Annotated in this window: 24 protein-coding genes; 19 read left to right on the top strand and 5 right to left on the bottom strand. The window is 40.0% G+C overall.

All coding sequences use genetic code 11. The features are described from left to right. Nucleotides 1-243 precede the first annotated feature (243 nt). Both ABDW32_RS19825 and aspS read right to left on the bottom strand, forming a co-directional pair. Entirely contained in the window at nucleotides 244-1,632 is a 1,389-nt protein-coding gene (locus ABDW32_RS19825) for a LutB/LldF family L-lactate oxidation iron-sulfur protein (protein ID WP_343565552.1), read from the bottom strand. 96 nt (nucleotides 1,633-1,728) lie between these two features. Next, nucleotides 1,729-3,480 (bottom strand): aspartate--tRNA ligase, encoded by a 1,752-nt coding sequence (gene aspS, locus ABDW32_RS19820; protein ID WP_343565550.1) that lies wholly within the window; start codon nucleotides 3,478-3,480, stop codon nucleotides 1,729-1,731. A gap of 433 nt (nucleotides 3,481-3,913) precedes the next feature. Here aspS and mraZ point away from each other — a divergent pair, with 433 nt between their 5' ends. From mraZ to ABDW32_RS19750, 14 genes are all read left to right on the top strand, one after another. Then, on the top strand, nucleotides 3,914-4,375 hold the full coding sequence (mraZ, locus tag ABDW32_RS19815; protein WP_077438763.1) for a division/cell wall cluster transcriptional repressor MraZ: 462 nt from the start codon (nucleotides 3,914-3,916) through the stop codon (nucleotides 4,373-4,375). Between the two features lie 4 nt (nucleotides 4,376-4,379). Then, a complete protein-coding gene (gene rsmH / locus ABDW32_RS19810) occupies nucleotides 4,380-5,294 on the top strand; it encodes a 16S rRNA (cytosine(1402)-N(4))-methyltransferase RsmH (RefSeq protein WP_343565547.1) in 915 nt (304 codons plus the stop codon). A 15-nt stretch (nucleotides 5,295-5,309) separates the two neighbouring features. Next, nucleotides 5,310-5,723, top strand: a complete 414-nt coding sequence (locus ABDW32_RS19805) for an FtsL-like putative cell division protein (protein ID WP_077438765.1) — start codon at nucleotides 5,310-5,312, stop codon at nucleotides 5,721-5,723. A gap of 8 nt (nucleotides 5,724-5,731) precedes the next feature. Continuing rightward, nucleotides 5,732-7,849: a penicillin-binding protein gene (locus tag ABDW32_RS19800; RefSeq protein ID WP_343565544.1), complete on the top strand. Its 2,118-nt coding sequence runs from the start codon at nucleotides 5,732-5,734 to the stop codon at nucleotides 7,847-7,849. Beyond that, a complete protein-coding gene (locus ABDW32_RS19795; RefSeq protein ID WP_343565542.1) occupies nucleotides 7,849-9,309 on the top strand; it encodes a UDP-N-acetylmuramoyl-L-alanyl-D-glutamate--2,6-diaminopimelate ligase in 1,461 nt (486 codons plus the stop codon). Before ABDW32_RS19800 ends, ABDW32_RS19795 begins: the two co-directional genes overlap by 1 nt. A 4-nt stretch (nucleotides 9,310-9,313) precedes the next feature. Continuing rightward, nucleotides 9,314-10,558 (top strand): phospho-N-acetylmuramoyl-pentapeptide-transferase, encoded by a 1,245-nt coding sequence (gene mraY / locus ABDW32_RS19790; protein ID WP_077438768.1) that lies wholly within the window; start codon nucleotides 9,314-9,316, stop codon nucleotides 10,556-10,558. 2 nt (nucleotides 10,559-10,560) lie between these two features. Continuing rightward, entirely contained in the window at nucleotides 10,561-11,934 is a 1,374-nt protein-coding gene (murD, locus tag ABDW32_RS19785; protein WP_343565539.1) for a UDP-N-acetylmuramoyl-L-alanine--D-glutamate ligase, read from the top strand. Between the two features lie 30 nt (nucleotides 11,935-11,964). Further along, a complete protein-coding gene (locus tag ABDW32_RS19780) occupies nucleotides 11,965-13,164 on the top strand; it encodes an FtsW/RodA/SpoVE family cell cycle protein (protein WP_343565537.1) in 1,200 nt (399 codons plus the stop codon). A gap of 14 nt (nucleotides 13,165-13,178) precedes the next feature. Next, nucleotides 13,179-14,282 (top strand): undecaprenyldiphospho-muramoylpentapeptide beta-N-acetylglucosaminyltransferase, encoded by a 1,104-nt coding sequence (gene murG, locus ABDW32_RS19775; RefSeq protein ID WP_343565536.1) that lies wholly within the window; start codon nucleotides 13,179-13,181, stop codon nucleotides 14,280-14,282. Between the two features lie 9 nt (nucleotides 14,283-14,291). Continuing rightward, on the top strand, nucleotides 14,292-15,647 hold the full coding sequence (gene murC, locus ABDW32_RS19770) for a UDP-N-acetylmuramate--L-alanine ligase (RefSeq protein ID WP_343565534.1): 1,356 nt from the start codon (nucleotides 14,292-14,294) through the stop codon (nucleotides 15,645-15,647). Beyond that, a complete protein-coding gene (locus tag ABDW32_RS19765; protein WP_343565532.1) occupies nucleotides 15,640-16,476 on the top strand; it encodes a cell division protein FtsQ in 837 nt (278 codons plus the stop codon). Before murC ends, ABDW32_RS19765 begins: the two co-directional genes overlap by 8 nt. Before the next feature lie 25 nt (nucleotides 16,477-16,501). After that, entirely contained in the window at nucleotides 16,502-17,875 is a 1,374-nt protein-coding gene (gene ftsA / locus ABDW32_RS19760; RefSeq protein WP_077438788.1) for a cell division protein FtsA, read from the top strand. 140 nt (nucleotides 17,876-18,015) lie between these two features. After that, on the top strand, nucleotides 18,016-19,716 hold the full coding sequence (gene ftsZ / locus ABDW32_RS19755; RefSeq protein WP_343565529.1) for a cell division protein FtsZ: 1,701 nt from the start codon (nucleotides 18,016-18,018) through the stop codon (nucleotides 19,714-19,716). 89 nt (nucleotides 19,717-19,805) lie between these two features. Next, a complete protein-coding gene (locus ABDW32_RS19750) occupies nucleotides 19,806-20,948 on the top strand; it encodes a sugar phosphate isomerase/epimerase (protein WP_343565527.1) in 1,143 nt (380 codons plus the stop codon). A gap of 44 nt (nucleotides 20,949-20,992) precedes the next feature. Here the strand turns inward: ABDW32_RS19750 and ABDW32_RS19745 are convergent, their stop codons facing one another. After that, nucleotides 20,993-21,634, bottom strand: coding sequence for a response regulator transcription factor (locus ABDW32_RS19745; RefSeq protein ID WP_343565525.1), 642 nt, complete (start codon nucleotides 21,632-21,634; stop codon nucleotides 20,993-20,995). A gap of 282 nt (nucleotides 21,635-21,916) precedes the next feature. Here ABDW32_RS19745 and mscL point away from each other — a divergent pair, with 282 nt between their 5' ends. The 5 genes from mscL (at nucleotide 21,917) to tsaB (ending at nucleotide 24,130) form a co-directional block, all read left to right on the top strand. Beyond that, nucleotides 21,917-22,324: a large-conductance mechanosensitive channel protein MscL gene (gene mscL, locus ABDW32_RS19740; RefSeq protein ID WP_343565523.1), complete on the top strand. Its 408-nt coding sequence runs from the start codon at nucleotides 21,917-21,919 to the stop codon at nucleotides 22,322-22,324. Nucleotides 22,325-22,562: 238 nt separating this feature from the next. After that, entirely contained in the window at nucleotides 22,563-22,721 is a 159-nt protein-coding gene (rpmH, locus tag ABDW32_RS19735) for a 50S ribosomal protein L34 (RefSeq protein WP_075991291.1), read from the top strand. A gap of 60 nt (nucleotides 22,722-22,781) precedes the next feature. Further along, complete coding sequence (locus ABDW32_RS19730) at nucleotides 22,782-23,198, top strand: ribonuclease P protein component (RefSeq protein ID WP_343565521.1); 417 nt, start codon at nucleotides 22,782-22,784, stop codon at nucleotides 23,196-23,198. Continuing rightward, nucleotides 23,161-23,415 (top strand): membrane protein insertion efficiency factor YidD, encoded by a 255-nt coding sequence (yidD, locus tag ABDW32_RS19725; protein ID WP_343565519.1) that lies wholly within the window; start codon nucleotides 23,161-23,163, stop codon nucleotides 23,413-23,415. The genes ABDW32_RS19730 and yidD overlap by 38 nt, the downstream gene beginning before the upstream one ends. Before the next feature lie 13 nt (nucleotides 23,416-23,428). Next, complete coding sequence (gene tsaB / locus ABDW32_RS19720; RefSeq protein ID WP_343565517.1) at nucleotides 23,429-24,130, top strand: tRNA (adenosine(37)-N6)-threonylcarbamoyltransferase complex dimerization subunit type 1 TsaB; 702 nt, start codon at nucleotides 23,429-23,431, stop codon at nucleotides 24,128-24,130. On the opposite strand, the gene ABDW32_RS19715 is transcribed toward tsaB, so the two are convergent. Then, nucleotides 24,125-25,030 carry a CorA family divalent cation transporter gene (locus ABDW32_RS19715; protein ID WP_077438780.1) on the bottom strand — a complete coding sequence of 302 codons (906 nt, stop codon included), beginning with the start codon at nucleotides 25,028-25,030 and terminating at the stop codon, nucleotides 24,125-24,127. The two genes, tsaB and ABDW32_RS19715, sit on opposite strands and share 6 nt — an antisense overlap. 165 nt (nucleotides 25,031-25,195) lie before the next feature. Next, entirely contained in the window at nucleotides 25,196-25,813 is a 618-nt protein-coding gene (locus tag ABDW32_RS19710) for an OmpH family outer membrane protein (RefSeq protein ID WP_343565515.1), read from the bottom strand. Nucleotides 25,814-25,941 lie beyond the last annotated feature (128 nt).

Here is a 25,941-nt window from a genome sequence, read left to right as displayed (position 1 = left end):
AGAACCTTCAGTTTATTTTCAAGACTGTTCTGCTTATAAGACCATAAAGGTTTTTTCTGAAAGGTGTGTTCTATTAATCCATATTTTTGTGTCATATGGTCTCAATATAAACTCCTTAAGCCGATACTAGCGGGGGAGTAAGCGCTATCAGTCATTCAATTTATCTTTTTTAGGTTATCAGCAGTAGACGGAGCGAAGCCAATAAAAAGTGGCATTAGTCTGATAAGCTAATGCCACTTTTTGTTATTCTTTGTTTTTTTGCTGCTCTTTCCATTGCTTGGAAAAGGATTTTTCCGCAAGCTTCGGAAGCTCCCGTTGGTCTCCCCAAGTTTTTTTAAAAAGCTTTCTAAGAAAGAAGTTCTTGAATTTTCCGCCAAAAAAATCAATTAATTTTCGACGTTGTATACCATATGTGAACCAGCCCCAGACTTTTTGTTCTGTTTTCGTTGCTAAACCCTGCTCTACTGAATCTTTCCTGTTGACGAGGAGCATGCGTTGAATATCGATACCTACTGGACAAACTTCTGTACATTTGCCACAAAGAGTGGACGCATAACTCAGGTGTTTAAATTCCTTCATCCCATTTAAATGAGGAGAAATGAGAGATCCAATTGGACCTTGGTAGGTAGTCTCATAGGTATGCCCGCCTATATTTTGATAAATGGGACATACATTTAGACAGGCTCCGCAGCGGATACAGTACAGACCCTGACGTTGTTCTTTCTGTGCAAGCAGATTACTTCGGCCATTGTCGAGCAGTACAACATACATTTCTTCAGGTCCATCAGATTCATAGGATTGTTTTGGTCCAGTTAGTAAGGTGTTGTATACCGTTAGATTTTGACCAGTACCATGCGTGGATAATAGTGGCCAAAATACCTCAAGATCCTGTACCGTAGGAATAATCTTCTCAATGCCGACCACGGCAATATGTGTTTTTGGAAAACTAGTAGTCAGGCGCGCATTACCTTCATTTTCAGTGATCGCGATACTCCCAGTTTCGGCAACCAAAAAATTAGCCCCTGTAATCCCCACTTCTGCTGTTAAATATTTGTCTCTTAGCAGCTCGCGGGCTTTCAGTGTTAACTGTTCTGCGGAGGCATCTAATGGGGTTTCAAATTTTTCGTGAAAAAGTCTGGCAATATCTTCTAAGCTTAGATGCATGGCCGGTGTGACAAAATGGTAGGGCTTTTGGTCGAGCAGTTGAATAATATATTCTCCGAGATCAGTCTCGATTGCTTCTATATTTTTGGATTCAAGGAAATGATTTAACTCAATTTCTTCTGTAGCCATGGATTTTGATTTTACAATCGAGCGTGTTCTTTTTCGTTCGATAATTTTATAGATCTCCTCCCGTGCCTCATCGGCATCATTCGCCCAGATTACTTTCCCACCACGCGCGGTAAAATTTGCTTCAAACTGTAATAGATATCGATCGAGATTTTCCATTACTTTCCATTTGATCAAATTTGCTTTTATTTTGGTGTTTTCGAGATCTGCAAATTTGCTTTTCCCTTTTTCAAAAGCAATATTGTACTTGTCGATATTGTAATTGATAATATCGCGATGTTTGGTGTCAAATGCTTTCTGCGCACTTTCCTTTAAAAACGTATTTGCCGTACTCTCTGACATCTAATCTGCTGATTTTTCACAAAAAAAGTTGGTCGTTTCCTACCAACTTTTAAATATAGTGTTAATAAATTGTTTCTCGAAAATCGAGCTTGAAATTTATTGTTTAATGTTAATATTTAAGCTCAATTCATCCAATTGTTCCTGGTGGATAGTTGACGGAGCATCAATCATGACATCTCTTCCGGAATTGTTTTTCGGAAAGGCAATTACATCCCGGATCGTATCTAGGCCAGCTAATAGTGAGACAAGTCTGTCAAAGCCAAATGCTAAACCACCATGCGGAGGAGCACCATAGGTGAACGCTTCCATCAAGAAACCAAATTGTTTCTGCGCTTCTTCGGGGCTAAAGCCAAGATGTTTAAACATAAGGGATTGTAGCTCTCTGTCGTGAATACGGATAGATCCGCCACCAACTTCTACGCCATTTAAGACAAAGTCGTAAGCATTAGCCCTTACTTCACCAGGGTTTGTATCCAGTAACGGAATATCTTCTGGTTTTGGAGAGGTAAAAGGGTGGTGCATGGCATGATAACGTGCGCTGTCTTCATCCCATTCCAATAACGGGAAGTCAATAACCCACAGGGGAGCAAAAGTGTCTTTGTTCCGAAGACCAAGCTGCGAAGCAACTTCTAGACGTAGTTCGTTTAATTGCTTACGAACTTTATCCTTGCCACCAGCCATAATTAATAATAAGTCCCCGGGTTTCGCGTGGAACTTAGCGGCAACGCTCATTAATTGTTCCGGTGTGAAAAATTTATCAACAGAAGATTTAACTGAGCCATCTTCATTCACTCGGGCGTAGACCAAACCTGTAGCGCCGATTTGAGGCCGTTTAATGAAATCGGTTAAGGCATCCAGTTGTTTTCTTGTGTAATGCGCGCAATTTTCGGCGTTGATACCAACAACTAGCTCCGCTGCATCGAATACAGGAAATCCCTTTTCTTTGGCTACGTCATTCAATTCTACAAATTGCATTCCGAAACGGATATCTGGTTTATCTGAGCCATAAAGACGCATAGCGTCTGCATACGTCATGCGAGGTACGGACCCAAGGTCTATGCCTTTGATCGTTTTAAAGATGTGTTTTGCCAGTCCTTCAAAAATATTTAATACATCTTCCTGTTCTACAAAGGACATTTCACAGTCGATCTGCGTGAACTCTGGCTGACGGTCAGCACGTAGGTCCTCATCACGGAAACATTTGACAATCTGGAAATAGCGATCGAAACCTGATACCATTAAGAGTTGTTTGAATGTCTGCGGTGACTGTGGTAATGCATAAAATTCACCTGGGTTCATACGGGAAGGAACGACAAAATCCCTTGCACCTTCCGGAGTCGATTTGATGAGATAAGGTGTTTCTACTTCTAAAAAATTCTGAGAGTCAAGATAACGACGTACTTCCTGAGAAGTTTTATGTCGTAAAATAAGGTTTTCACGTACCGGATTACGACGTAAATCCAGGTATCTGAATTTCATCCGGATATCGTCACCACCATCTGTTTCGTCTTCGATTGTGAAAGGAGGCAGTTTCGCTGCATTTAATATCTCAAGGTTTGAAACCTTGATCTCAATATCTCCGGTGGAGATTTTAGAATTTTTATTGGAACGTTCAATAACCTCTCCGGTTACCTTTATGACATATTCTCTTCCCAGTTCACGGGCACTAGCACGCAAAGACGCGTCATCATCTGCATTGAACGTTAATTGTGTGATACCATATCGGTCTCTAACATCGATGAAAGTCATACCGCCCAAATCGCGGGATTTTTGAACCCATCCACTTAGGGTAACCGTTTTCCCTAAGTCAGCTAATGTTAATTCTCCACAAGTGTGTGTTCTGTGCATATCTTAATATAAATAAAATTTACGCAAAATTATTGGTTTTACTCGACAATAACGAATTCTACTGTCCTTATTTGATTGCTGTTCTCCCACTTTCAACCACACAGCTGATGATCTATTTTTTTACCCTCCACTTTCTCCCATTTTTTTGCGAAAATGGGTCAAAATTAAATTTCTAAAGAGGAAATTTTTACAATTCTTATCCTATCTGCAGAAAAAACATCGAAAAATATACGCCTTTGTTTCGCGGGGCTATGTGACTGAAAACTGTGTTTAACTCCTTGTAAATAAGGTTTTATATGTTGTAAGGAAAGTGTATGGTATTTTTTCTTGTAGCGATTTTTCGATGTGGAAAACTTTTTTATGTTGTAAAGTGGGGGAAAGTGGGAGAAAGTGTATACTTTTACATTTAAATTAGAATAGGATAGTTGACTACATGACTCAGTTAATCGGAGAATTCGAATGCAAGCTAGACGCCAAAGGAAGGATGGTGTTGCCGGCTGCGCTCAAGAGGCAGATGCCTCATGTTGAGCGCGATGGGCTTGTTGTGAATCGTGGTTTTGAGAAACATTTGGTTTTTTATCCGCGGGAGGAGTGGGATTTGATGACAGCCAAGCTGGCTAAGTTAAATCAATTTGATCCAAAAGTGCGGGCTTTTGTACGTGCTTTTACACGTGGGGCTACAGAGTTGACTTTGGACGCGGCGGGACGTGTTTTGTTGCCAAAAAGCCTGCTTGAATTTGCAGGAATAACAACAGACTTGGTTTTGGCTTGCCAATTTAATAAGATCGAAGTTTGGTCTAAAGAAGGGTATGAAGATTTGATGGGTGATGGCGGAGTAGAGGATATATCATCTTTGGCGGCAGAGGTAATGGGGGATATCAATTTTGGAATATAGTAATATGGAGAATGTTTATCATGTTCCGGTAATGTTGCAAGAATGCATGGATGCTTTGGCGATTAAGCCTAACGGTATTTATGTGGATGTAACTTTTGGTGGTGGTGGCCATTCCCGTGAGATATTGAAAAGGCTGGGGCCGGAGGGTAAGCTATTTGCTTTTGATCAGGATCCCGATGCATTGGGGAATGTGATTGATGATCCTCGTTTTACATTGATCCATCAAAATTTCAGATTCTTAAAGAATAGCCTTCGTCTGCATGGTGTGCGTACAGTGGATGGTATTTTGGCTGATCTGGGGGTTTCATCGCATCAGTTTGATGCGGCTGATCGTGGTTTTTCAATTCGGTTTGATGCGGATCTGGATATGCGTATGGATCAGGTAGGAGATTTGGATGCAAAGGCGGTGTTGGCTAATTACGCTGAAGAAGACCTTCATCGGATTTTTGGTATGTATGGTGAGATTATGAATGCAAAGTCATTGGCGAAAACAATCGTGACAGCGCGTTTGGCGCAGCCGATACATACTGTCGCTGAATTAAAAGAGGTTATCCAGCGCATGGTTCCAAAAGGAAAAGAACATAAATATCATGCGCAGGTTTTTCAGGCTTTGCGCATTGAGGTTAACCGTGAATTGGAGGCTTTGCAAGAATTTTTGTTGCAGACTGTTGATGTATTAAAAAGTGAAGGAAGATTGGTGGTGATGTCCTATCATTCCTTAGAGGACCGTTTGGTAAAAAATTTTATGGCCAAAGGGAAATTTAAAGGAGATGTTGAGAAAGATTTTTTTGGAAATGAGATTAAGCCGTTCCATGTGTTGAGCCGTAAGGCGGTTACAGCATCGCAGCAGGAACTGGCTGTAAATAATAGATCGCGCAGTGCGAAACTGCGTATTGCTGAAAGGTTGGATTTGTCTTAAAAATGGCGTGAAAAGATGAGTAGGAATACAATAAGACAGAAAGAATTGAGTGAGGAAGTTCAAGAGGAACTACAAGAAACTGTCGAGGAAAAGGCGGAAGAAACAGAAGCGTTTATTAAAACGCTTTTTACCGTTGGAGACCTTTCCTTAAACAAAATATTGGAGTATTTGCCTTTTGGGGCTTTCGTTGCTTTTCTGATGCTGTTGTATATTTCTAACCGTCACTTCGCTGAGCGAACTATTCGAAGTATCGATAAAGTGAGCAAGGAAGTCAAAGAGTTGGGCTGGGATCACAAATCGCTATCTGCTGAGCTTATGAAAATGTCCACGCAAACGGAAATTGCAAAACGTGTGGATTCATTGGGTTTGAAAGAGCGGGTAGAGCCGCCGATCAAGATTGAAGTTGTAGAGAAAAAAGAAGATAAATAGAGAGAGTTATGAGTATCAGAAACACGATTCTTATTCGCGTCTATTTTGCCTTTGGACTTATTGTGCTACTTGCATTTATGGTATTTGGGAAAATGCTAAAGTTGCAATATGTGGACGGGCAACATTGGAAAGCTTTGGCGGATAGTCTTTCTATTCAAGAGCGTGAGGTTGAAGCTGCGCGGGGGAATATCTATTCCAACGACGGAAGCTTGTTGGCGACTTCTGTTCCTGAGTATGAGCTTCGTTTTGATGCTATGGCGATTCCTGAAGAAGAAAATGAATATTTCAATCTTAAAGTTGATTCTCTGGCGATTAAATTGGCTGATTTTTTTAAGGATAAATCATCCCGGCAATATTTGACATTACTAAAACAGGCGCGGAACAAAAAACAGCGTTATGTGCTGATTAAGCGAAATGTATCACATCAGGATTTAAAAAAGGTAAAGCAATTTCCGTTATTTAAAGCTGCTCGGGTTGGTAAAGATCGCTATCCAAGTAGTTTAATTACGGATAGACAGAATAAGCGGATCTTGCCTTTCGTAAATTTAGCCGCCCGGACAATCGGTTACAAAAATGTGAAAGAGAATATCCATGTTGGATTGGAGGGGGCGTATGGTGAATATATCGATGGAAAAAGTGGGAAAAGATTAATGCAGCGTATTGCTGGGGGGGTTTGGATTCCTGTCAATAGAGACATCGAAGTTGCACCGGTTGATGGTTCGGATATCATATCTACCATTGATGTGAATATGCAGGATATGGCACAAAGAGCACTGGAGAAGCAGATGATTGTGAGTAATGCGGATGAAGGATGTGTTGTGATGATGGAAGTGAAGACTGGTGAGGTACGGGCGGTAGCAAATTTTATGCGGGATAAAGATGGGGTCTATCGTGAAAAGTTCAATCTTGCTATTGCACAAAGTGCGGATCCAGGATCAACTTTTAAACTGGCCTCTTATCTGGCACTGATTGATGACAAGAAAATCGATTCCAGTACCACTATCAATATCGGAAATGGTAATTGGCCGATTTACAAGCATACGATTCGTGATTCGCATGCGCCTAAAAAATCTATAGTTTCGGCGAAGCGGGCTTTTGAAGAGTCTTCTAATGTTGGGGTTACAAAATTTGTCTATCAAGCTTATAAAGATAATCCAGATCAGTTTACCTCGAAACTACATTCTTTTGGTTTTGGGAAAACGTTGGATCTGCAGATTCCGGGGGAAGGTGTTCCACTGGTGAAAACGTCGAAAAGTAAATCATGGAGTGGTTTGTCATTGGTGCAAATGGCTTATGGTTATGAGATGAAGATTACACCGTTACAGACCCTGACATTTTATAATGCGGTTGCAAATAATGGTAAATTGATTGCGCCGCTATTCGTCAAAGAGATTAGACATTTAGGCAATACGATACAAACTTTTCAGGCGAAGGTTATCAATGAAAAGATTGCTTCGGATCATGCCTTGGCAGAGGTAAGGGGAATGATGGAAGGTGTTATGACGGAAGGGACCGGCAGAAGTGTTGCCAGCCCATTGTATACATCGGGCGGTAAAACCGGGACGGCACAAATGGCCGATGGTTCAAGAGGTTATGGTGCGCGTAGGTATCAGTCATCTTTTGCGGGCTATTTCCCTGCTGAAGATCCAAAATATTCCATTATTGTGGTGATTCGAAACCCGAGGAATGGATATTACGGCGCGTCAATCGCTGGGCCTGTTTTTAAAGAATTAGCGGATATGGTCTATGCCAATGATATGGAAATGCAAGGGAAGAAATCATTCAAAGCGGTTAATGTAGGTGGAAGAATGCCTTTGACTTTGCAAGGATCAAGAGAAGCGAGTAAGAAAGTGTATGATAAGTTGGGAATTAATACAATAAATTGGGATATGGTGGCGAGAGGCGAAGTGGATACATCGAATAGAGGAGTGCCATTTGTTGATTTGAAATATAAAGAAGGAATTGTTCCCAATGTAGTGGGGATGGGATTAATGGATGCTCTGTATGTGATGGAGAATGCGGGGTTTAAAGCGCATGTATCTGGAAAGGGAAGAGTGGGAGCACAGTCTTTGGCCGCGGGTCAAAAACTCCCATTTGGAACAGCGATAAATTTAGAACTTAAGTAATGATGGATTTAAAAAAAGTATTGCATGCTATCCCTGTTCAGCAGGTGGTGGGAAACCTCGAAGAGGTCGATGTGCACTCTTTGTGCTTTGATTCCAGAAAGGTGGAGTTGGGAAGTTTGTTTATCGCTGTGCGTGGTGTACAGACAGACGGGCATTTATTTGTGGATAAAGCGATCACTTCTGGAGCGAGAGCAGTTATTGTTGAAGAACTTCCTGCTGAAACATTGGATTCTGTAGCTTATATTTTGGTGGCGGATTCGGCATATGCACTGGGAGTAGCCTCGGCTAACTTCTATGGAAATCCATCCGAGCAGCTTAAATTGGTTGGGGTGACAGGAACCAATGGGAAAACTACTGTGGCGACATTATTATTCCAATTGTTTACCGAGCTTGGATATCATGTCGGTCTATTGTCTACGGTACAGAATCAAATCGGTTCAAAGATAATTCCTGCTACCCATACGACACCAGATCCGATCCAGTTGAACCAGTTGTTGCGGAATATGGTGGATGATGGTTGTGACTACGCTTTTATGGAGGTCAGTTCACATGCAGTGGTGCAGGAGCGTATTGCCGGCTTAGTGTTTGCCGGTGCAATATTTACGAATATTACACATGACCATTTGGATTTCCACAAGACTTTTGACAATTATATCAAAGCCAAGAAGAAATTCTTTGATGATCTGGATGTTCATGCATTTGCATTAACCAATGCTGACGATAGAAACGGTCAGGTCATGTTGCAAAATACGGTTGCCCATAAAAAAAGCTATGGCTTGCGCTCTGGAGCTGATTTTAAAGCTAAGGTCATTGAAAGTCATTTTGATGGCATGTTGATGAGTATTGACGGGCAGGAAGTTTGGGTCAAATTAATCGGCGATTTCAACGCCTATAATCTTTTAGCGGTGTATGCTGCAGCAATCTTATTGGAGCAGGAGACTGTAAAGGTATTGACGGCTTTAAGTACATTAAAAGGGGCTGAAGGACGCTTTGAGACGATGAAATCGGCTTCAGGTGTTTTTGGTATTGTGGATTATGCGCATACTCCTGATGCTGTTGAGAATGTGTTAAAAACGATTAGTTCGTTGAGACGTCCAGAACAGAAAATTATTACCGTTTTAGGTTGTGGTGGTGATCGGGACAAAACCAAAAGACCGGAGATGGCGGAAGCGGCGTTGCGTTATAGCGATCGTTTTCTGATCACATCTGACAATCCACGTACAGAGGATCCTTATCAGATTATCAAAGATATCGAGGCTGGTGTAGGAACTGAACAGCGGGCGAAAACTCTTTCTATAGCAGACCGGAAGGAGGCGATACGCACTGCGTATCAGTTGGCAAACCCTGGAGATATTATCCTGGTTGCAGGAAAAGGACATGAAAAATATCAAGATGTGAATGGTGTAAAATACCATTTTGATGATAAAGAAATTTTAGAAAATACATTTAACGAAAAATAGAAATATGTTGTACCATCTATTTACGTGGCTTAGTGAATATATCCATATACCTGGAGGAGGTCTTTTTCAATATATCTCCTTTAGAACATCTATGGCTGTAATTGCTTCATTAATTATTACCACGGTTTTTGGGGGAAAATTGATCCAGTTCTTGCATAATAAGCAAGTTGGGGAGACAATTCGTGATTTGGGGCTAGAAGGTGAGAAAAAGAAAGCTGGTACGCCTACAATGGGGGGAATAATTATCATCGCTGGGATCTTGATTCCTACATTATTATTTGCCAAGTTGACAAATATCTATGTGATCATCATGATTGTAACAACACTCTGGATGGGCGCTATAGGTTTTTTGGATGATTATATTAAAGTTTTTAGACATAATAAAGAAGGGTTAGCTGGTAAATTTAAGGTTGTTGGCCAAGTTGGTCTCGGAGCTATTATTGCCTGTACGATGTATTTTCACCCGGATATTGTGGTACGCAAAGGTGTGGATAAGCCAACTTCAACTAAACCGGTGGAAGTGGTGATCAATGAGGGGACAGGGGAAAAAACATATGCTGAGAATGTAAAATCTTCAAAGACAAATATTCCTTTTTATAAGAATAATGAATTTGATTACGCCAAGGTATTTAAAGTGTTTGGCTTGCAAAGTGACTATTTGACTTTTGTTGTGTTTTTAGTTGTCGTCATTTTTATCGTTACGGCGGTGTCCAATGGCGCTAACATTACCGATGGTATAGATGGTCTCGCTACGAGTACTTCCGCAATCATTGGAGTTACTTTGGCCATTTTGGCTTATGTATCCGGTAACGTGATTTTTTCGGATTACCTTAATATCATGTATATCCCCAATTCCGGTGAGCTTGTAATTTTTGCCGGAGCATTTGTGGGAGCTTGTGTGGGTTTTCTATGGTATAATACCTATCCCGCGCAGGTTTTTATGGGTGATACAGGAAGTTTGGCCATAGGGGGTATCATCGCAGCATTTGCTATCCTAATCCGTAAGGAATTGTTGATTCCGATTTTGTGTGGTGTGTTCTTATTGGAAAATCTGTCTGTCATTCTGCAGGTCTCTTATTTCAAATACACAAAAAAGAAATACGGAGAGGGAAGACGGATTTTCCTGATGTCGCCGCTACATCACCATTTTCAAAAGAAGGGCTATCATGAGGCCAAAATTGTAACTCGTTTTGTTATTGTGGGTATTATTCTAGCCATTCTAACAATTGTAACATTAAAAATTAGATAACGATGTCAAATATTGCAACAACATATTATCCTCAATCCGGTAGCTTGGTCGTTCTAGGCGCAGGTGAAAGTGGTGTGGGGACCGCAATCCTGGGGAAGGAGAAGGGATATGATGTATTTGTATCGGACAAAGGCCTGATAGCTGATCAGTATAAAGAACAATTGAAAGCGGAAGGCATCGCTTTCGAGGAGGGCAAGCATGACGAATCACGCATATTGAACGCTGCACTGGTTGTAAAGAGTCCTGGAATTCCGGAGACGGTACCTTTGGTGGTCGCTTTGAAGAAAAAAAATATTCCGGTAATTGCCGAAATAGAATTTGCTGCTCAATATACTGCTGCCAAATTAATTTGTATTACAGGGTCTAATGGGAAGTCTACGACGACCATGTTGACCTATGAGATGCTTAAACACGGTGGTTTAAACGTTGGTTTGGCAGGTAATATCGGGAAAAGCTTTGCCCTGCAGGTCGCGCGTGAAAATTTTGATTGTTACGTCCTGGAAATTTCCAGCTTCATGTTAGACGATATGTACCATTTCAGAGCGGATATTGCTGTCATTCTGAATATTACTCCAGATCATTTGGATCGTTACGACCATAAAATGGAGAATTATGTGGATTCTAAATTCAGAATGATCCAAAATCAGACAGAGAAAGATTATTTTATATACTGTTTAGACGATCCTGAGACAATCAAAGGATTGGAAAGACATCATAGTAAGGGGACTTATTTACCCTTTACACAAGAGCAGCTTGTTGAATTGGGAGCTTATTTAACTGCCAATAAAACAATGATTATTAATACACCAAATAACGATACATTCACTATGAGAACTGAGGAATTGTCATTGCAGGGGAAGCATAATATTTATAATAGTATGGCTTCCGGATTGATTGCAAAAGTGCAGGAGTTGAGAAATCAAGTGATGAAAGAGAGTATGGGGTCATATGTGAATATTCCACATCGTCTTGAACATGTTGCCTGTATTGGAGGAGTGAATTATATCAATGATTCAAAGGCTACTAATGTTAATTCAGTATGGTATGCGTTGGAAAGTTTTTCGACGCCAATTGTATTGTTATTGGGAGGTGTAGACAAGGGGAACGATTATTCGATGCTTGCCGATTTGGTGAAAGACAAAGTACGTGCTATCGTTTGTTTAGGAAAGGATACTGCTGCCATTCATAAGGCTTTTGAACAGGATGTTGAAATTATCGTTAATAGTACATCTATGCAGGATGCCGTTGTCTTGTCTTCACATTTAGCGAAGAAGGGTGATACGGTATTGTTGTCCCCAGCTTGTGCGAGTTTTGACTGGTTTAAAAACTATGAAGATCGTGGCGATAAATTTAAAGCTGCTGTAATGGAATTATAATAAATGGTACAACCTTAAAGGGAGAAGGATATGTTACAGAACATAATGTCTAAATTAAAAGGTGATCGATGGATATGGATCATTGTGATTATCTTATCGGGATGGTCACTTTTGGCTGTATATAGTTCGGTCGGGACCCTGGCCTATAAGGAAGGGAAGGGGACAGAAATGTATCTGTTGAAGCATTTTTCCATCATCGCCGTGGGATTTATTCTGATGTATCTTTCTCATAAACTGGATTATCGTTATTATGCCGGTATATCTAAAATAATGATGGGAATTACTATTCCTTTATTGTTGTTTACGCTGTTGTTTGGAAGTAAAGTTAATGAGGCAAGCCGTTGGTTGACTATTCCTGGGATTGGATTGACATTTCAAACGTCGGATTTGGCAAAACTTTCGTTGATTGTTTTTTTGGCACGGATGTTATCGCGCAAACAGGAGGAAATCAAGGATGTTAAAAAATCCTTTTTGCCGATTATGGGGTCGGTATGTGGGGTGTTTATTCTCATTGCATTGGCGAATTTGTCTACAGCACTCATGTTATTTGGTGTTAGTGTGCTTTTGTTATTGATCGGCCGGATCAGTTTTAAGCAGATTGCGATAGTCTGCTGTGGAGGAGCTGTTCTATTGATGATGGTTATCTTCTTTGGGCCACGTCGGGCAACTTATATTAGTCGGGTGAAATCCTTCTTCAACACCGAAAAGGTGGAAAAGACCGTTTCATTCCAGGATGATAAGAACTATCAGGCAAATAATGCGAAGATTGCAATTGCCACAGGTGGACTGTTCGGTAAAGGTCCCGGAAATAGTGTGCAGCGTAATGTGCTGCCTCATCCATATTCGGATTTTATTTATGCAATTATTATTGAGGAATACGGTACTGTCGGTGGTGTGATCTTGCTATTTCTATACCTGGCTTTTATGTATCGATGTATACGTATCGTCACGATGAGTCCCAAAGCGTTTGGGACGTTCCTTGCTGCCGGTTTAGGTTTCAGTTTGACCATACAGGCCTTGGCAAATATGGCAGTTGCGGTAGGATTGGGACCGGTTACTGGGGTGCCCTTACCTTTAGTGAGTATGGGGGGAACTTCGATTTTGTTTACAAGTGTCGCTCTGGGAATTATCCTGAGTGTGAGTAGAAATATTGAGGAATTAAAAGGAAAAGAACAGTTGGAAGAAAAACAGAAGCCGAAGAAAGTGGTTGTCGGCTCAATTCCAGCTTAAATAATATATTGAGCATGGCAATTCGCGTAATAATAAGTGGGGGTGGTACCGGAGGACATATTTTTCCGGCGATTTCAATTGCAAATGCATTGAAGACGATTGATCCTGCAAATGAAATATTATTTGTGGGCGCCAATGGTCGGATGGAAATGGATAAGGTGCCTGCTGCTGGATATGCTATTGTTGGACTTGATATCCAGGGAATCAATAGGAAGCAGCTTTGGAAAAATATCCTATTACCATTTAAATTAATGAAGAGCTTGAACAAGGCAAAAAAAGTAATCCGGGATTTTAAACCAGACGTGGCTGTAGGTGTTGGTGGTTTTGCTTCAGGTCCTTTGTTGATGATGGCAAATAAATTGGGAGTCCCTACCGTGGTTCAGGAGCAAAATTCTTATGCGGGTGTCACAAACAAGAAGGTTGGTGTTAAAGCCGCTAAGATTTGCGTAGCCTATGAGGGGATGGAACAATTCTTCCCAGCTGATAAAGTATTGTTGACCGGAAATCCTATACGCAGGGAATCTGTGGCGATCGAAGGCAAAAGAGCGGAGGCCTTACAGTTCTTTGGCTTGGACCAACATAAAAAGACAATCTTGATACTGGGTGGAAGTCTAGGGGCAAAAACGTTGAATGAAAGTGTCGTTGCCTATTTGGAGACTTTAGCTAAGGATGAGGTACAGGTGATCTGGCAATGCGGTAGCTTTTACATAGACTCGCTTCGGACAGATCTGGAGGGGAAACTACCCGCAAATGTGAAGATGATGGCATTTCTTCAAAAAATGGATTATGCTTATGCTGCGGCCGACCTGATTATCAGTCGCGCAGGGGCGGGAACCATTTCCGAGCTGTGTGTGGTAGGTAAACCGGTTATTCTTGTTCCTTCGCCAAATGTTGCGGAAGACCATCAGACCAAAAATGCAATGGCATTGGTCAATAAGCATGCCGCACTTCTAGTGAAAGATGTAGACGCTATAAAGACATTAATTCCAACGGCGCTGGATTTATTTAAAAATCCGGATCAGGTAGCGCAGTTGAGTGAAAATATAAAATCACTTGGTAAGCTGAATGCTGATATTCAGATTGCTGAGCTCGTATATAAATTGGCAAATAAGAAATAGATAAAGCGTATGAATCTAGATGCAATAAAACAAGTTTACTTGATCGGAATAGGCGGGATAGGCATGAGTGGCCTTGCGCGCTATTTTAAGCATTTGGGCTGTGAGGTGAATGGATATGACCGTACGGAAACCGAATTGACCAAAGCATTGGTCCATGAAGGTCTTTCGATTACATATCAGGATGATGTGAATTCTATTGATCCTATTTTCCATCAGCCTTCGCCTGCCACATTGGTGATATTTACACCTGCGATTCCCAAAGATTCTAAGATTAAAGCTTTTTTTGAATCTCAAGGTCATGTATTGTATAAAAGGTCACAGGTACTCGGTATCATCAGTGAAAGCAGGTTTACAATTGCAGTGGCTGGAACACATGGCAAAACAACCACGTCAACGATGGTAGCGCATCTGTTGAAAGATTCAGGATATGATTGTTCAGCTTTTTTAGGTGGCATTAGCTCCAATTATGATACCAACGTGCTTTATGGAGCAAATAATACGGTAGTTGTTGAAGCGGACGAATTTGACCGTTCATTTTTGACACTTCATCCGAATATCGCGATCGTGACATCCTCGGATGCGGATCATTTGGATATCTATGGTGATAAGAGCCATCTGCTCGAATCTTTCCAGTTGTTTTTGGATAAGGTCGTTGATGGTGGTACCCGAATTATAAGGAAAGGATTAGAATTTAAAGGTCAGGTTAGTTATTCTGGCCAAGAGATAGCCGATGCTTATGCGTCCAACGTTCATGTTAGGGAAGGGGAGTTCTTTTTCGACTATCAGGACGCGAACGGAAAAATTGAGGACATTCATTTGGGTATTCCCGGGATTCACAACGTTGAAAATGCTGTTGCAGCAATTACGGTAGCACGTTTGTTGGGAATTTCAGCTGAGGCAATTAAGACGGCATTGACAACATTCAAAGGAGTCAAAAGACGATTTGAATATATTGTCCGCACGCCCGAAGTGGTTTATATCGACGATTATGCACATCATCCGGAGGAGTTGCGTGCCTTTTTGACTTCCATGCGGAAGTTATATCCGACAAAGAAGCTAAATGTCGTCTTTCAGCCGCATTTGTTTACGCGCACCAGAGATTTTGTGGATGGATTTGCCGAGGTGTTATCTATGGCAGATAATCTATTATTGATGGAAATATATCCTGCACGGGAACTTCCTATTGAAGGTGTTAACTCCAGTTGGCTATTGGAGAAAATTACAGCAAAGCATAAACAGATTGTTACCGCCGAAGAAGTATTGGATTTTGCACGGAATGAAAAACCGGATCTGCTTGTGACGGTTGGCGCAGGAGATATTGATAAATTGGTGAAACCATTAAAAGCGGTTTTTGAGCATGCTTAGAAAATTACGTGAAATACAATGGAATCGTGTACTCTATTTTACCCTATTTTTTATTGGGGTTATTGTAGTTGTTGTGATCATGACCATTGTGGGTAAACGTGATGAACAACAGCTTTGCAAGGACGTGAAAATAGTGATAGAAGGTACAGAGGCTTTTATTGATCAGGCAGATATTTCAAAACTGATTGAGCAGAACTACGGAAGTTTTGTGGGGAAGAAGTTGAATGGTATTCCCTTTCAGCGCGTGGAAAAGACCCTAAAGAAATTGCCTTATGTATCGAATGCAAGTATCCATGCCGATATGGATGGAACAATACAGATTAATATCGATCAGCGCGAGGCTGTGATGCGGATTATCAATAAAAATGGACGCGAATTCTATGTTGATCCCAAAGGTTTAAAGATACCGACTACATTAAAATATATTCCGCACATCATGGTGGCGACCGGCAATATAGCCGAAGGATATAACGAGGCATTGGATACAATCTCGACCCCATTGGTAAAAGATTTGGTGAAGGTGGCGGAATTTATTGGAAAAGACGAGTTGTGGAGTAACCAAGTGGTACAGATTTATGTCAATTCGGACCATGATATCGAACTTGTTCCGCGTGTCGGAACGCAGCAATTGATTGTTGGGTCCGCAGATTCGTTGGAACAGAAATTTGAATTATTAAAAACATTTTATACGCAGATCATGCCAAAAGTGGGGATCAATGCCTACGGGGTGGTGAACGTAAAATACGGAGGACAGATTATCTGTGAAAAGCGTGGAAACTGGAGCTTTTCAGATGATCAAACAAAAAAAACAGCAAATAATACATTATAGTAATACAGCAACAATACAGGAAATTATGAACTCAAAGGCAGCAGAAATTGAAAGAGAAAACCCAATTATCGTGGGACTCGATATTGGTACTACCAAAATTTGTGTTACGGTTGGGAGACGTAGCTCAGGGAACAAAATCGAATTATTAGGTGTCGGTAAAGCCGAATCTGCCGGTGTGAGCAGAGGCGTAGTTGCCAATATCCAAAAGACTGTAGGAAGTATTTTGGAAGCGGTGGAAATTGCCGAGGCACAATCTAATGTCGATATTAAGGTTGTCAATGTGGGGATTGCCGGTCAACACATTAAGAGCATCCAACACCGTGGAATATTTACCAAAACAGATGGCGATGATGAAATCATTCGAAGAGATATCGAACGTTTGATTTCGGATATGTATAAACTGGTACTGCCTCCAGGAGAAGAAATTATACATGTTTTACCGCAGGAGTTTACCGTAGATAATGAACCGGGTATCCGTGAACCTATCGGCATGGCTGGACGTCGTATAGAAGCAAATTTCCATATTATTTCGGGAAGAGTTACCGATATCAAGAATATTAAAAAATGTATTGATAATTCCAACCTGGAAGTTGCTGAACTGATTCTTGAGCCTTTGGCATCTTCAGAAGCTGTATTGGATGAAGATGAGAAAAATGCTGGTGTTGTATTAGTTGATATTGGTGGTGGAACGACGGATGTTGCCATCTTCCATGAAGGAATTATTCGTCATACCGCTGTAATCCCATTGGGCGGTAATATTGTGACTGAGGATATTCGCCAAGGTTGTTCTGTGTTGCGTTCTCAGGCGGAATTGCTAAAAACCCGATTTGGATCTGCTCTGGCTGATGAAAATAAAGAAAATGAGGTGATTTGTGTGCCGGGATTGAAAGGCCGTGAACCGAAAGAAATTTCTGTGAAAAACTTGGCTTATATCATTCAGGCTAGAATGGAAGAGATCATTGAACATGTGTATTACGAGATCAAATCCTCTGGTTACGAAAATAAACTGATCGGTGGTATCGTTATCACAGGAGGTGGCGCTCAATTGAAACACTTGGTACAACTCGTTGAGTACATTACTGGAATTGATTGTCGTGTGGGTTTTCCGAACGAATATTTATCGAAGAATGAGGTGTTGCCTAAGCCACTTTTTGAGGAATTGAAAAGTCCTTTATATGCAACCAGTATTGGCTTGTTGATTAAAGGAATTCAATCCCACGAAGAGGAGGAAGATAGCCGCAGAGAAGCACATGCTCCAGCCAAAAAAGTGCAGGTAACGATGACGACGAAAGAGGTTTCAGAACAACAGCAAAAAGAGCAGGGACTACTGTCATGGTTCAAACGATTTATTAAGGATGGTAACGAAATTGATGACGCAAGTTTTTTAGATAAAAAGTAAGTTTTCCACATTGGTCGAAGTTTTCCACAATTTCACAAATGTGGAAAACTTTTGTTGAAATTATATTATTATTACATTACATATAGTGGGTTTGATTCATTTTGATATCGTGTTCATTATAAGTTAAATAGGGATAAGTTATGTCAATACAGTTTGAAATGTTAAAAGAGCAATCTTCAATAATCAAGGTTATTGGGGTTGGTGGTGGTGGCGGCAATGCCGTAAACCACATGTATAAACAAGGAATTAGTGGGGTGGATTTTATCGTGTGTAATACCGATGCGCAAGCGTTGGAGTTAAGCCCGATCCCAAATAAAGTTCAATTGGGAATAAGTCTAACCGAAGGTATGGGTGCTGGAGCAGATCCTGATGTAGGTGAAAATTCCGCTATCGAAAGTATTGAGGATATCAAACGCATGCTGGGAACCAATACCAAGATGTTGTTTATCACTGCCGGTATGGGGGGCGGTACAGGTACTGGCGCTAGTCCGGTCTTGGCCAAAGCAGCTAAGGAACTCGGTATTCTTACTGTTGCTATTGTCACTACACCTTTTACATTTGAAGGTAAGCGTCGTCGCTCACAGGCGGAAGAAGGACTTTCAGAATTGCGTAAGTATGTAGATTCTTACCTTGTCATTTCCAATGATCGCCTACGTGAAATCTTCGGAAATTTAACAATGACTGCGGCATTCGCAAAAGCGGATGATATATTGACTACAGCGGCAAAAGGTATCGCTGAAATTATAACGATTCCAGGTTATGTGAACGTCGATTTTAAAGATGTTCGTACTGTAATGAACGATAGTGGTGTTGCCATCATGGGTAATGCTGTTGCGGAAGGTGAAGACCGTGCATTGAGAGCAGTGGAAGGAGCTTTAGCTTCACCATTATTGAAAGACAATGAGATCGAAGGTGCCCGTTATATTTTATTGAATATTACTTCTGGTACAAAAGAAGTAACGATGGATGAGGTTGCTATCATTACCGATTATATTCAGGAAAAGGCCGGCTTGTCAGCAGACCTAATCTGGGGTAACTGTATTGATGAAAACTTTGAAGATGAATTATCCGTAACCATTATCGCGACAGGTTTTCAGACTTCAGAGGAGCGTGATAAAGAACGTGAAAATACGAAGGTGTCTATGCCCTTAACACCTGAACCGGTCAATTCTTTTGTAAAGCCTGTTTCTCAGGTTGCACCAAAAGAAGCTCCAGCTGCCAATAGTTTTGTCACTCCGGTTCAACGTGTGGATACACAAGCCCCTTCAACAAATACTTCGACACCAAATAATTTACAGTCTGATTTGTTTACTTCACCGAGAAATGTGGTGCAACAACAACAGGTAGCGATTGAAGAACCGCAAGTAATACGTCATGATTTGGGCTTTGACGGTGCTTATGAGGAAGAAACATCATTTGCTGAAAGTGATTTTCAGTTGAAAACTTCACCTTCTGTTTTTCAGTTTCAAATGCCGACCGTATTTGATTCATATACTGCTCCATCATCATCAGACTATGATGAAAGAACATCTTTTTCTTCGAGCACAACCAATGAGCAGGTCGAAGTTCCTCAGGTCGAAGAAGAGCAAGTTTCGTTTGAGGACCAATTGGTGCGTACAAAAGAGCGTATCTTGCGATTGAAAGAGTTAAGTATGAAATTGAAATCTTCAAATGGCCTGCATGAGTTGGAAAATGAACCAGCTTACAAGAGAAAGCAAATGTCATTGGAAGATACACCCCATTCTTCGCAGTCACAAGTATCTCGCTTTACATTGTCATTTGAAGATGGAAATACAGAGATCCGTCCAAATAATTCATTTTTACATGATAATGTAGATTAAGTGAATTGACATAAAATACTAAAAAAGCCATCCAATCGGATGGCTTTTTTAGTATCTTTAGATACCGATATAATACAATTATACAAGCTATGACTACAAAATTAAATAACCCTGTATGGGTGATGAGTTCTGCCTTTGATAAATTGTCATTACCAGAATTGATTCAAACAACAAAAAGAATTGGCGCTGGTGGGATTGACCTATGTGTTTTTAGAAAAGATGGTACGCGCGAAGATCATACAGCGACGCATTTGGACTATGATGAGTTTACACCAGTAAAAGCAAGGGAAACACTTGAGTTGTTTAATCAGGCTGATTTAAAGCTTTCGCTTGGAGCCTTTGAAAATATGATTGGCGGAGATCCTGAACAACGTGTGAAAAATCAGAATCACTTATTGAAATTGATCCGGATTGCCCATTTGTTGGGTGGTGACGAGAATAATGTCAAGGTAGGTACTTTTGTCGGTTATAATCATGAATTGGGAAATCAGCTTGATGGATTTCAGAAAAACCTGGATGAATATAAACGCGTATTTGCACCGATTGTTAATTATGCCGAAAGCCTTGGGGTGACTATACTCTACGAAAACTGTCCTATGGAGGGCTGGCGCTCTTCACGCTATAGTTCTACCTATAATAACTTACCAGCTGTTTTAGCCGCACGTAAATTAATGTATGCAATGATACCAAGTAAAGCCCATGGTGAAATTTACGATCCTTCCCATGATGTCTGGCAAAATACAAATCCAATTGATGTCATTCGCAATACCGACATCAGTCGATTGCAACGTATACATGTGAAAACCACACGCAACCTGCAGACAGCTGCCCGTGTAGATTGGGGTGGAATGTATCCGATGCAACATGTGGATGCTGAACTCGCAGAGAAGGCAAATGTGAGTATTCCGGGACATGATTGGGACAGACATCACTATGAAGCAATGCTTCCTGGGTTTGGTGGATCAGATAGTATGGATTGGCGCGGTTTTGTTGATCTACTTCAGGAACGTGGATTCAAAGGGCCATTCGAAATAGAAAATGAGGCAAAAAACTCAAAAGATACAGGTGATTTCTCAGCAACAGTACAGGGATTTACCACTTGTCTTAATTTTCTAGCTCCTATGTTATGGGATTTAGAAGCTGAGGTGGGTTATGCCTATAAAAAATCCGAACCGTTAAAAGATATCAATGTAAAAGATGTTCCGGTTATTACGATGGATGATCTCATCTAAAAAAATACACTCCAACAATTAAAATATTGTTGGAGTGTATTCTGTTAATTGTTGGAGTGTATTCTGAAAAGTTCAATCAGCTCAGGAATATTGGACACATTTAATTTCTCAAATATCCGGCTTTTATAAGTGCTTACAGTTGATGGGCTTAATTCAAGTAGGTTTGATACTTCGATGATTCCCAGGCCTTTTATCAATTGTTTGGCCACATCCACTTCTCTGTTCGACAAGCGTGCCAATGGATTTAATTTTGTTAATTCGGATTTACTCTGAGTCAGTTTTTGAACATATAGGTCTTGCACATTGCTCGACATATATTTACCTCTTTCTTGGATGGCCAAGATCGCATGACTTAATTCCGCCATTGCGGTCGTTTTATTGAGATAACCTACTGCTCCGGCTTCAATATAGCGTAAAGCATACAATGATTCATCATAGGATGAGAAAATTAGAATTTTAATAGCAGGCTGAATCTGTAAAATCTCCTCGACAACTCTAATATTATTTCCTCCGGGCATATTGATGTCCAATAATAGTAGGTCGAAATCTTCCAGTTTTATCTTTTCTAGCACCTCATCGAAATTTTCCGCTTGAAAAATTTCCGCTTTTTTAAGTGTTTCCTTAATAATAACGGAAGCTCCAAGTCGTACAATGCCGTGGTCGTCTGCAATAAGAATCTTTTTCATAGATACTTTATCTTATTCTGGGCTTTAATTACCGTATGAAATTTAAAGTACTATCAATATACAATATATCTTGATATTTTGCCCTAGTTAACGAGCAAATATAGCAAATTAAGTTAATAAAAAACTTGCGCATATCGTTTTAGGCCATAATTTTAAAAATAGGATTAAAGCGAGAAAATATAGTATAATAGAAGACTCGCGTTAAAAAAGTGGTTTATTTTAATTAGATTTATGTGACAATTATTAATTTTGGTAAAATTTTAAACGATTAAATGGCTTAATATGGGATTTCTAAAAGAATTTAAAGAGTTCGCAATGCGCGGTAGCGTTGTTGATTTGGCTGTCGGTGTTGTGATCGGTGGGGCATTTGGTAAAATTGTGACATCATTGGTTGACGATATTATCATGCCTCCCATAGGATATTTGACAGGCGGAGTTGACTTCTCCTCGAAAAAAATTATACTGAAAGCCGCTGATGAGGCTGCGAAACAAGCCGAGGTTTCTATTAACTACGGTAATTTTATCAATGTAATTATCCAGTTCCTGATTGTTGCATTTTGTATTTTCTGCGTTATCAAAGGTTTGAATTCTTTGAAACGTAAAGAAGAAGCAGCTCCAGCTGCACCGGCTGCGCCGACAAAAGAAGAAGCATTGTTGACAGAAATCAGAGATATTCTGAAAACCAAATAATTCTAATTCATGTTGGATTTCGTATAAAACAGAGGGGCAGCGCTTCTCTGTTTTATATTTTCTGTAATCTGTAAATTGGTTTTTTAGGCTGTCTATGAATAATTTAGAGATCGCTTTTTACCTAAAGTCTAAATGTTCTCAATATTGTTTGTTTTTGTCTAAAATAAACTTTACTTTTGCATTCCTCTTGGGGAGTTTTGTATTAATTGAAGTAAGAACAAATTAGCATAATAGCGTCATGAAAAGAACATTTCAGCCATCGCAAAGAAAAAGAAGAAACAAACACGGTTTTAGAGAGCGTATGAGCTCTGCAAACGGTAGAAGAGTATTAGCTTCACGTAGAGCTAAAGGTAGAAAACGTCTTACAGTGTCTGACGAATACCGTCACAAAGGTTAATCTTTGATAAGGATCGGTGGCCGCTTATAAGAGCTTTTTCTGATAAGATTAAGTCATCGGATGAGAAATACATTTACAAAAGAAGAACGGTTATGTGCGAAAAGGCGTATTGATACGCTTTTTAAAAGCGGTTCTTCTTTTGTTTTGTACCCTTTTAGAATTGTTTTTGTTTTCGAGAAAAACAAAGAGACTGAAAATACCCCCCCCTGTCAGTCTATTATATCCGTTTCCAAACGCAGGTTTAAAAGAGCAGTAGACCGCAATGCGATAAAACGCATGATGCGTGAAAGCTATCGTTTGCAGAAATCGGATAATTTGATTCCTTTTTTGTTGAAACATAATGTAACTTTGTATTTAGCGATTCAGTACGTAGGCAAACAGATCTTAGCATATGATGTGTTACATACCGCGATGAATAAAATGCTAAAAAAATTACAGGATGAATGTGCTGCTGTTTATTTGGAAAAAGGGAATTAAACCTTTCTTTAGTTTTATTTTCTTAGCCATTATTCGTTTCTATCAACTGTTTATTTCACCGTTTTTGGGAGCCAATTGTCGGTATACACCTACTTGTTCTCAATACGGCAAAGAGGCTATTCTAAAATATGGTCCTTTTAAGGGGGGCTGGATGGCTTTGAAGCGGATAGGGCGTTGTAATCCTTGGGGCGGCCATGGTCATGACCCTGTACCTTGATTTCAATATAACGATGAATAATTTAATTTTACAAATTGATACTTCAACCACCGTTTGTTCGGTAGCACTAAGTCAAAATGGACAAACATTGGCTGTGCTGAATCTTGATGAACCGAATGCCCATGCCGCCAAATTGACTGTTTTGATTGAACAGATCTTGCGTGAGTCAGAACGTTCTATAAAGGAGCTTGCCGGCATAGCGGTGAGTATGGGGCCAGGATCTTATACCGGGTTACGTATAGGGGTGTCTACAGCAAAAGGTCTTTGTTACGGTCTAGATATACCCTTGGTTGCAATCAATACACTTGATGCATTGTTCGCTGGGTATCGGGAACAATTTGACCTGCAAGAGAAGGAAGCCTATATTCCTATGCTGGACGCGCGTCGTATGGAAGTATATGCGGCGGTCTATGACCATCATGGTAAGCTGATAAAACCTACTTCTGCTGAAATCATTGATGCAGATTATTACGATGAACTGTTGGCTACATACAAGCGTGTTCATCTATTTGGCTCCGGTGCTGATAAATTCGAGACATTGTTTGAGACCAACGATCGGGTGAATGTACAGCCAGGATTTAAAGATTCAGCTGCTTTTTTATCACAATTGGCATTTGATAAATTTCAAAATAAAAAATTTGAGGATATTGCCTATTTTGAACCTTTTTATCTGAAAGACTTTGTAGTAATGACAAAGAAAAAGGTTGGCTTATAGCCAACCTTTTCTTTTGAACCAGAAGTAAATGGCCATCGAAATAACCACCATGATTCCCATAGCAATGGGGTAGCCATAATACCATTCCAGTTCCGGCATATTTTTAAAATTCATCCCATAAACGCCGGCGACAAATGTAATCGGCATAAAAAATACCGAGAAAATCGTCAAAATACGCATGATTTCATTGGTATGATTTGATGATATATTAAAGAATACGTTTAGTAATTGGGCTACATTCTCAGATAAGTTTTCGTACAATGTCGAGGTGCGTATTTGAAGATCTTTTAGATCCCGTGTGTATACATCTTTTTTGGATGACGAATGAAAATGCTCAACAACCTCTTTATATAGAAAAATAACCTTTCTGGCAACATCTATTTGCCTTTTGATAAAATAAAGATTTTTGAGCACAGGTTGTTGTTTCATGCGTTTCAGAAAAATCAGTTCCTCGTAGGAGTCGATACGCGTCGAAAGCTGTTCCAGCGTTTTACTGAACGTGAAGACAGCAGCGGTAGTAATAAATACAGCCAATTTTCGGCTATTTTTTGTCTTTATGTTCGTAAACTCGATGTTTTTGAGTTTCTCTAAAAACTCAATACGGCGTTTGTGTACGGTGATCACAAAGTCACTGCCATAAAAAATTGTGAGACGATCTGTTACTTCTCCTATGCTATCCGAATTTTCCTTGAAATTGTCCGACATGACCCGTAGAATAATAAAGGTATAGTTTTCGAATTCTTCTATTTTAGGAAGATGCTCTGGTTCTTTAGAATCTTTTATGGAAGCATCATTTAGATTATATCTTTCCTTGATGAATGCAAAATCTTCTGCGGTAGGTTCAGAGATATCAATCCATTCGTAGTTTGCGATTTCCTTTTCAACAATCGTTTTGATCATAAATCTAATTTATACAAAGACAAGATACTAAACAATTTTGTTTGTTGCCAATGCTAGCATAAAAGTGGTAACTCGGCTGTGCTTTTTCGGCAGGCTTGGGGAGCTTAACAAATAAAAAAAGCCATCATAGCATTTGATGGCTTTCCTGTTATTAGTTTGGTCTTCTTATTTGCTGGAAGATTTGTATTCGTCGTTTAACTGTTTGATGACTTCATTGGTGATTTCCAGAGAAGGATCAGCATACAATACCGTAGGATTGGATTTAGAATAAGTTAGAACAAGCTTATAACCGTTATCCGCAGCGTGCTTTTTCAAAAACTCAGTGATTTTATTATATACGTTGTTGAATTCTTCGGATTCATCTTTGGCAAGAGATGAAGATGCCGTCTGATCCAATCTTGCCAGTTCATCTTGTTTACGTGCTAATTTTTGTTCAGTAGCCTGTCTATCTGCAGCAGACATCGTTGCTGCATTTTTTTGGTAGTCTGCAACCTCACGTTGAAATGCTGCACTTTTAGCTTGAAGATCAGCTTGTGCTTTTTTTACTTTGTTTTCAAGCTTTGACTTGATGTCTTTAAAATATTGATATTTTTCTGAAAGAGAATCAGAATTCAAATAGACGATTTTATCCTTGTTGCTGCCTTGACTCTCTTTGCTCACAGCATTTGAATCATTTTTTGAAGGCTCATTTTGTGTTTTGGCGCCTTGGTTACACGATACGATGGTTCCCGCTAGTAAAAGACCCAAGGAAACTTTCGATACAATTGAAAATATAGTGTTCATTTTTTTATTATTTGCAAATTAATACTGAAACAAACCTAACATAAAAAAATCGAAATTCTAATTTTTAATCCTAAAAAAGTAAAATTATTGAGCATTTGATTGTTTCGTATAATCCGTTTAATACTTTG

Source organism: Sphingobacterium sp. (assembly GCF_039596235.1).
GTDB lineage: Bacteria > Bacteroidota > Bacteroidia > Sphingobacteriales > Sphingobacteriaceae > Sphingobacterium.
The sequence above is the reverse complement of the archived record's forward strand: the minus strand, read 5'-3'. Positions and strand labels throughout refer to the sequence as shown.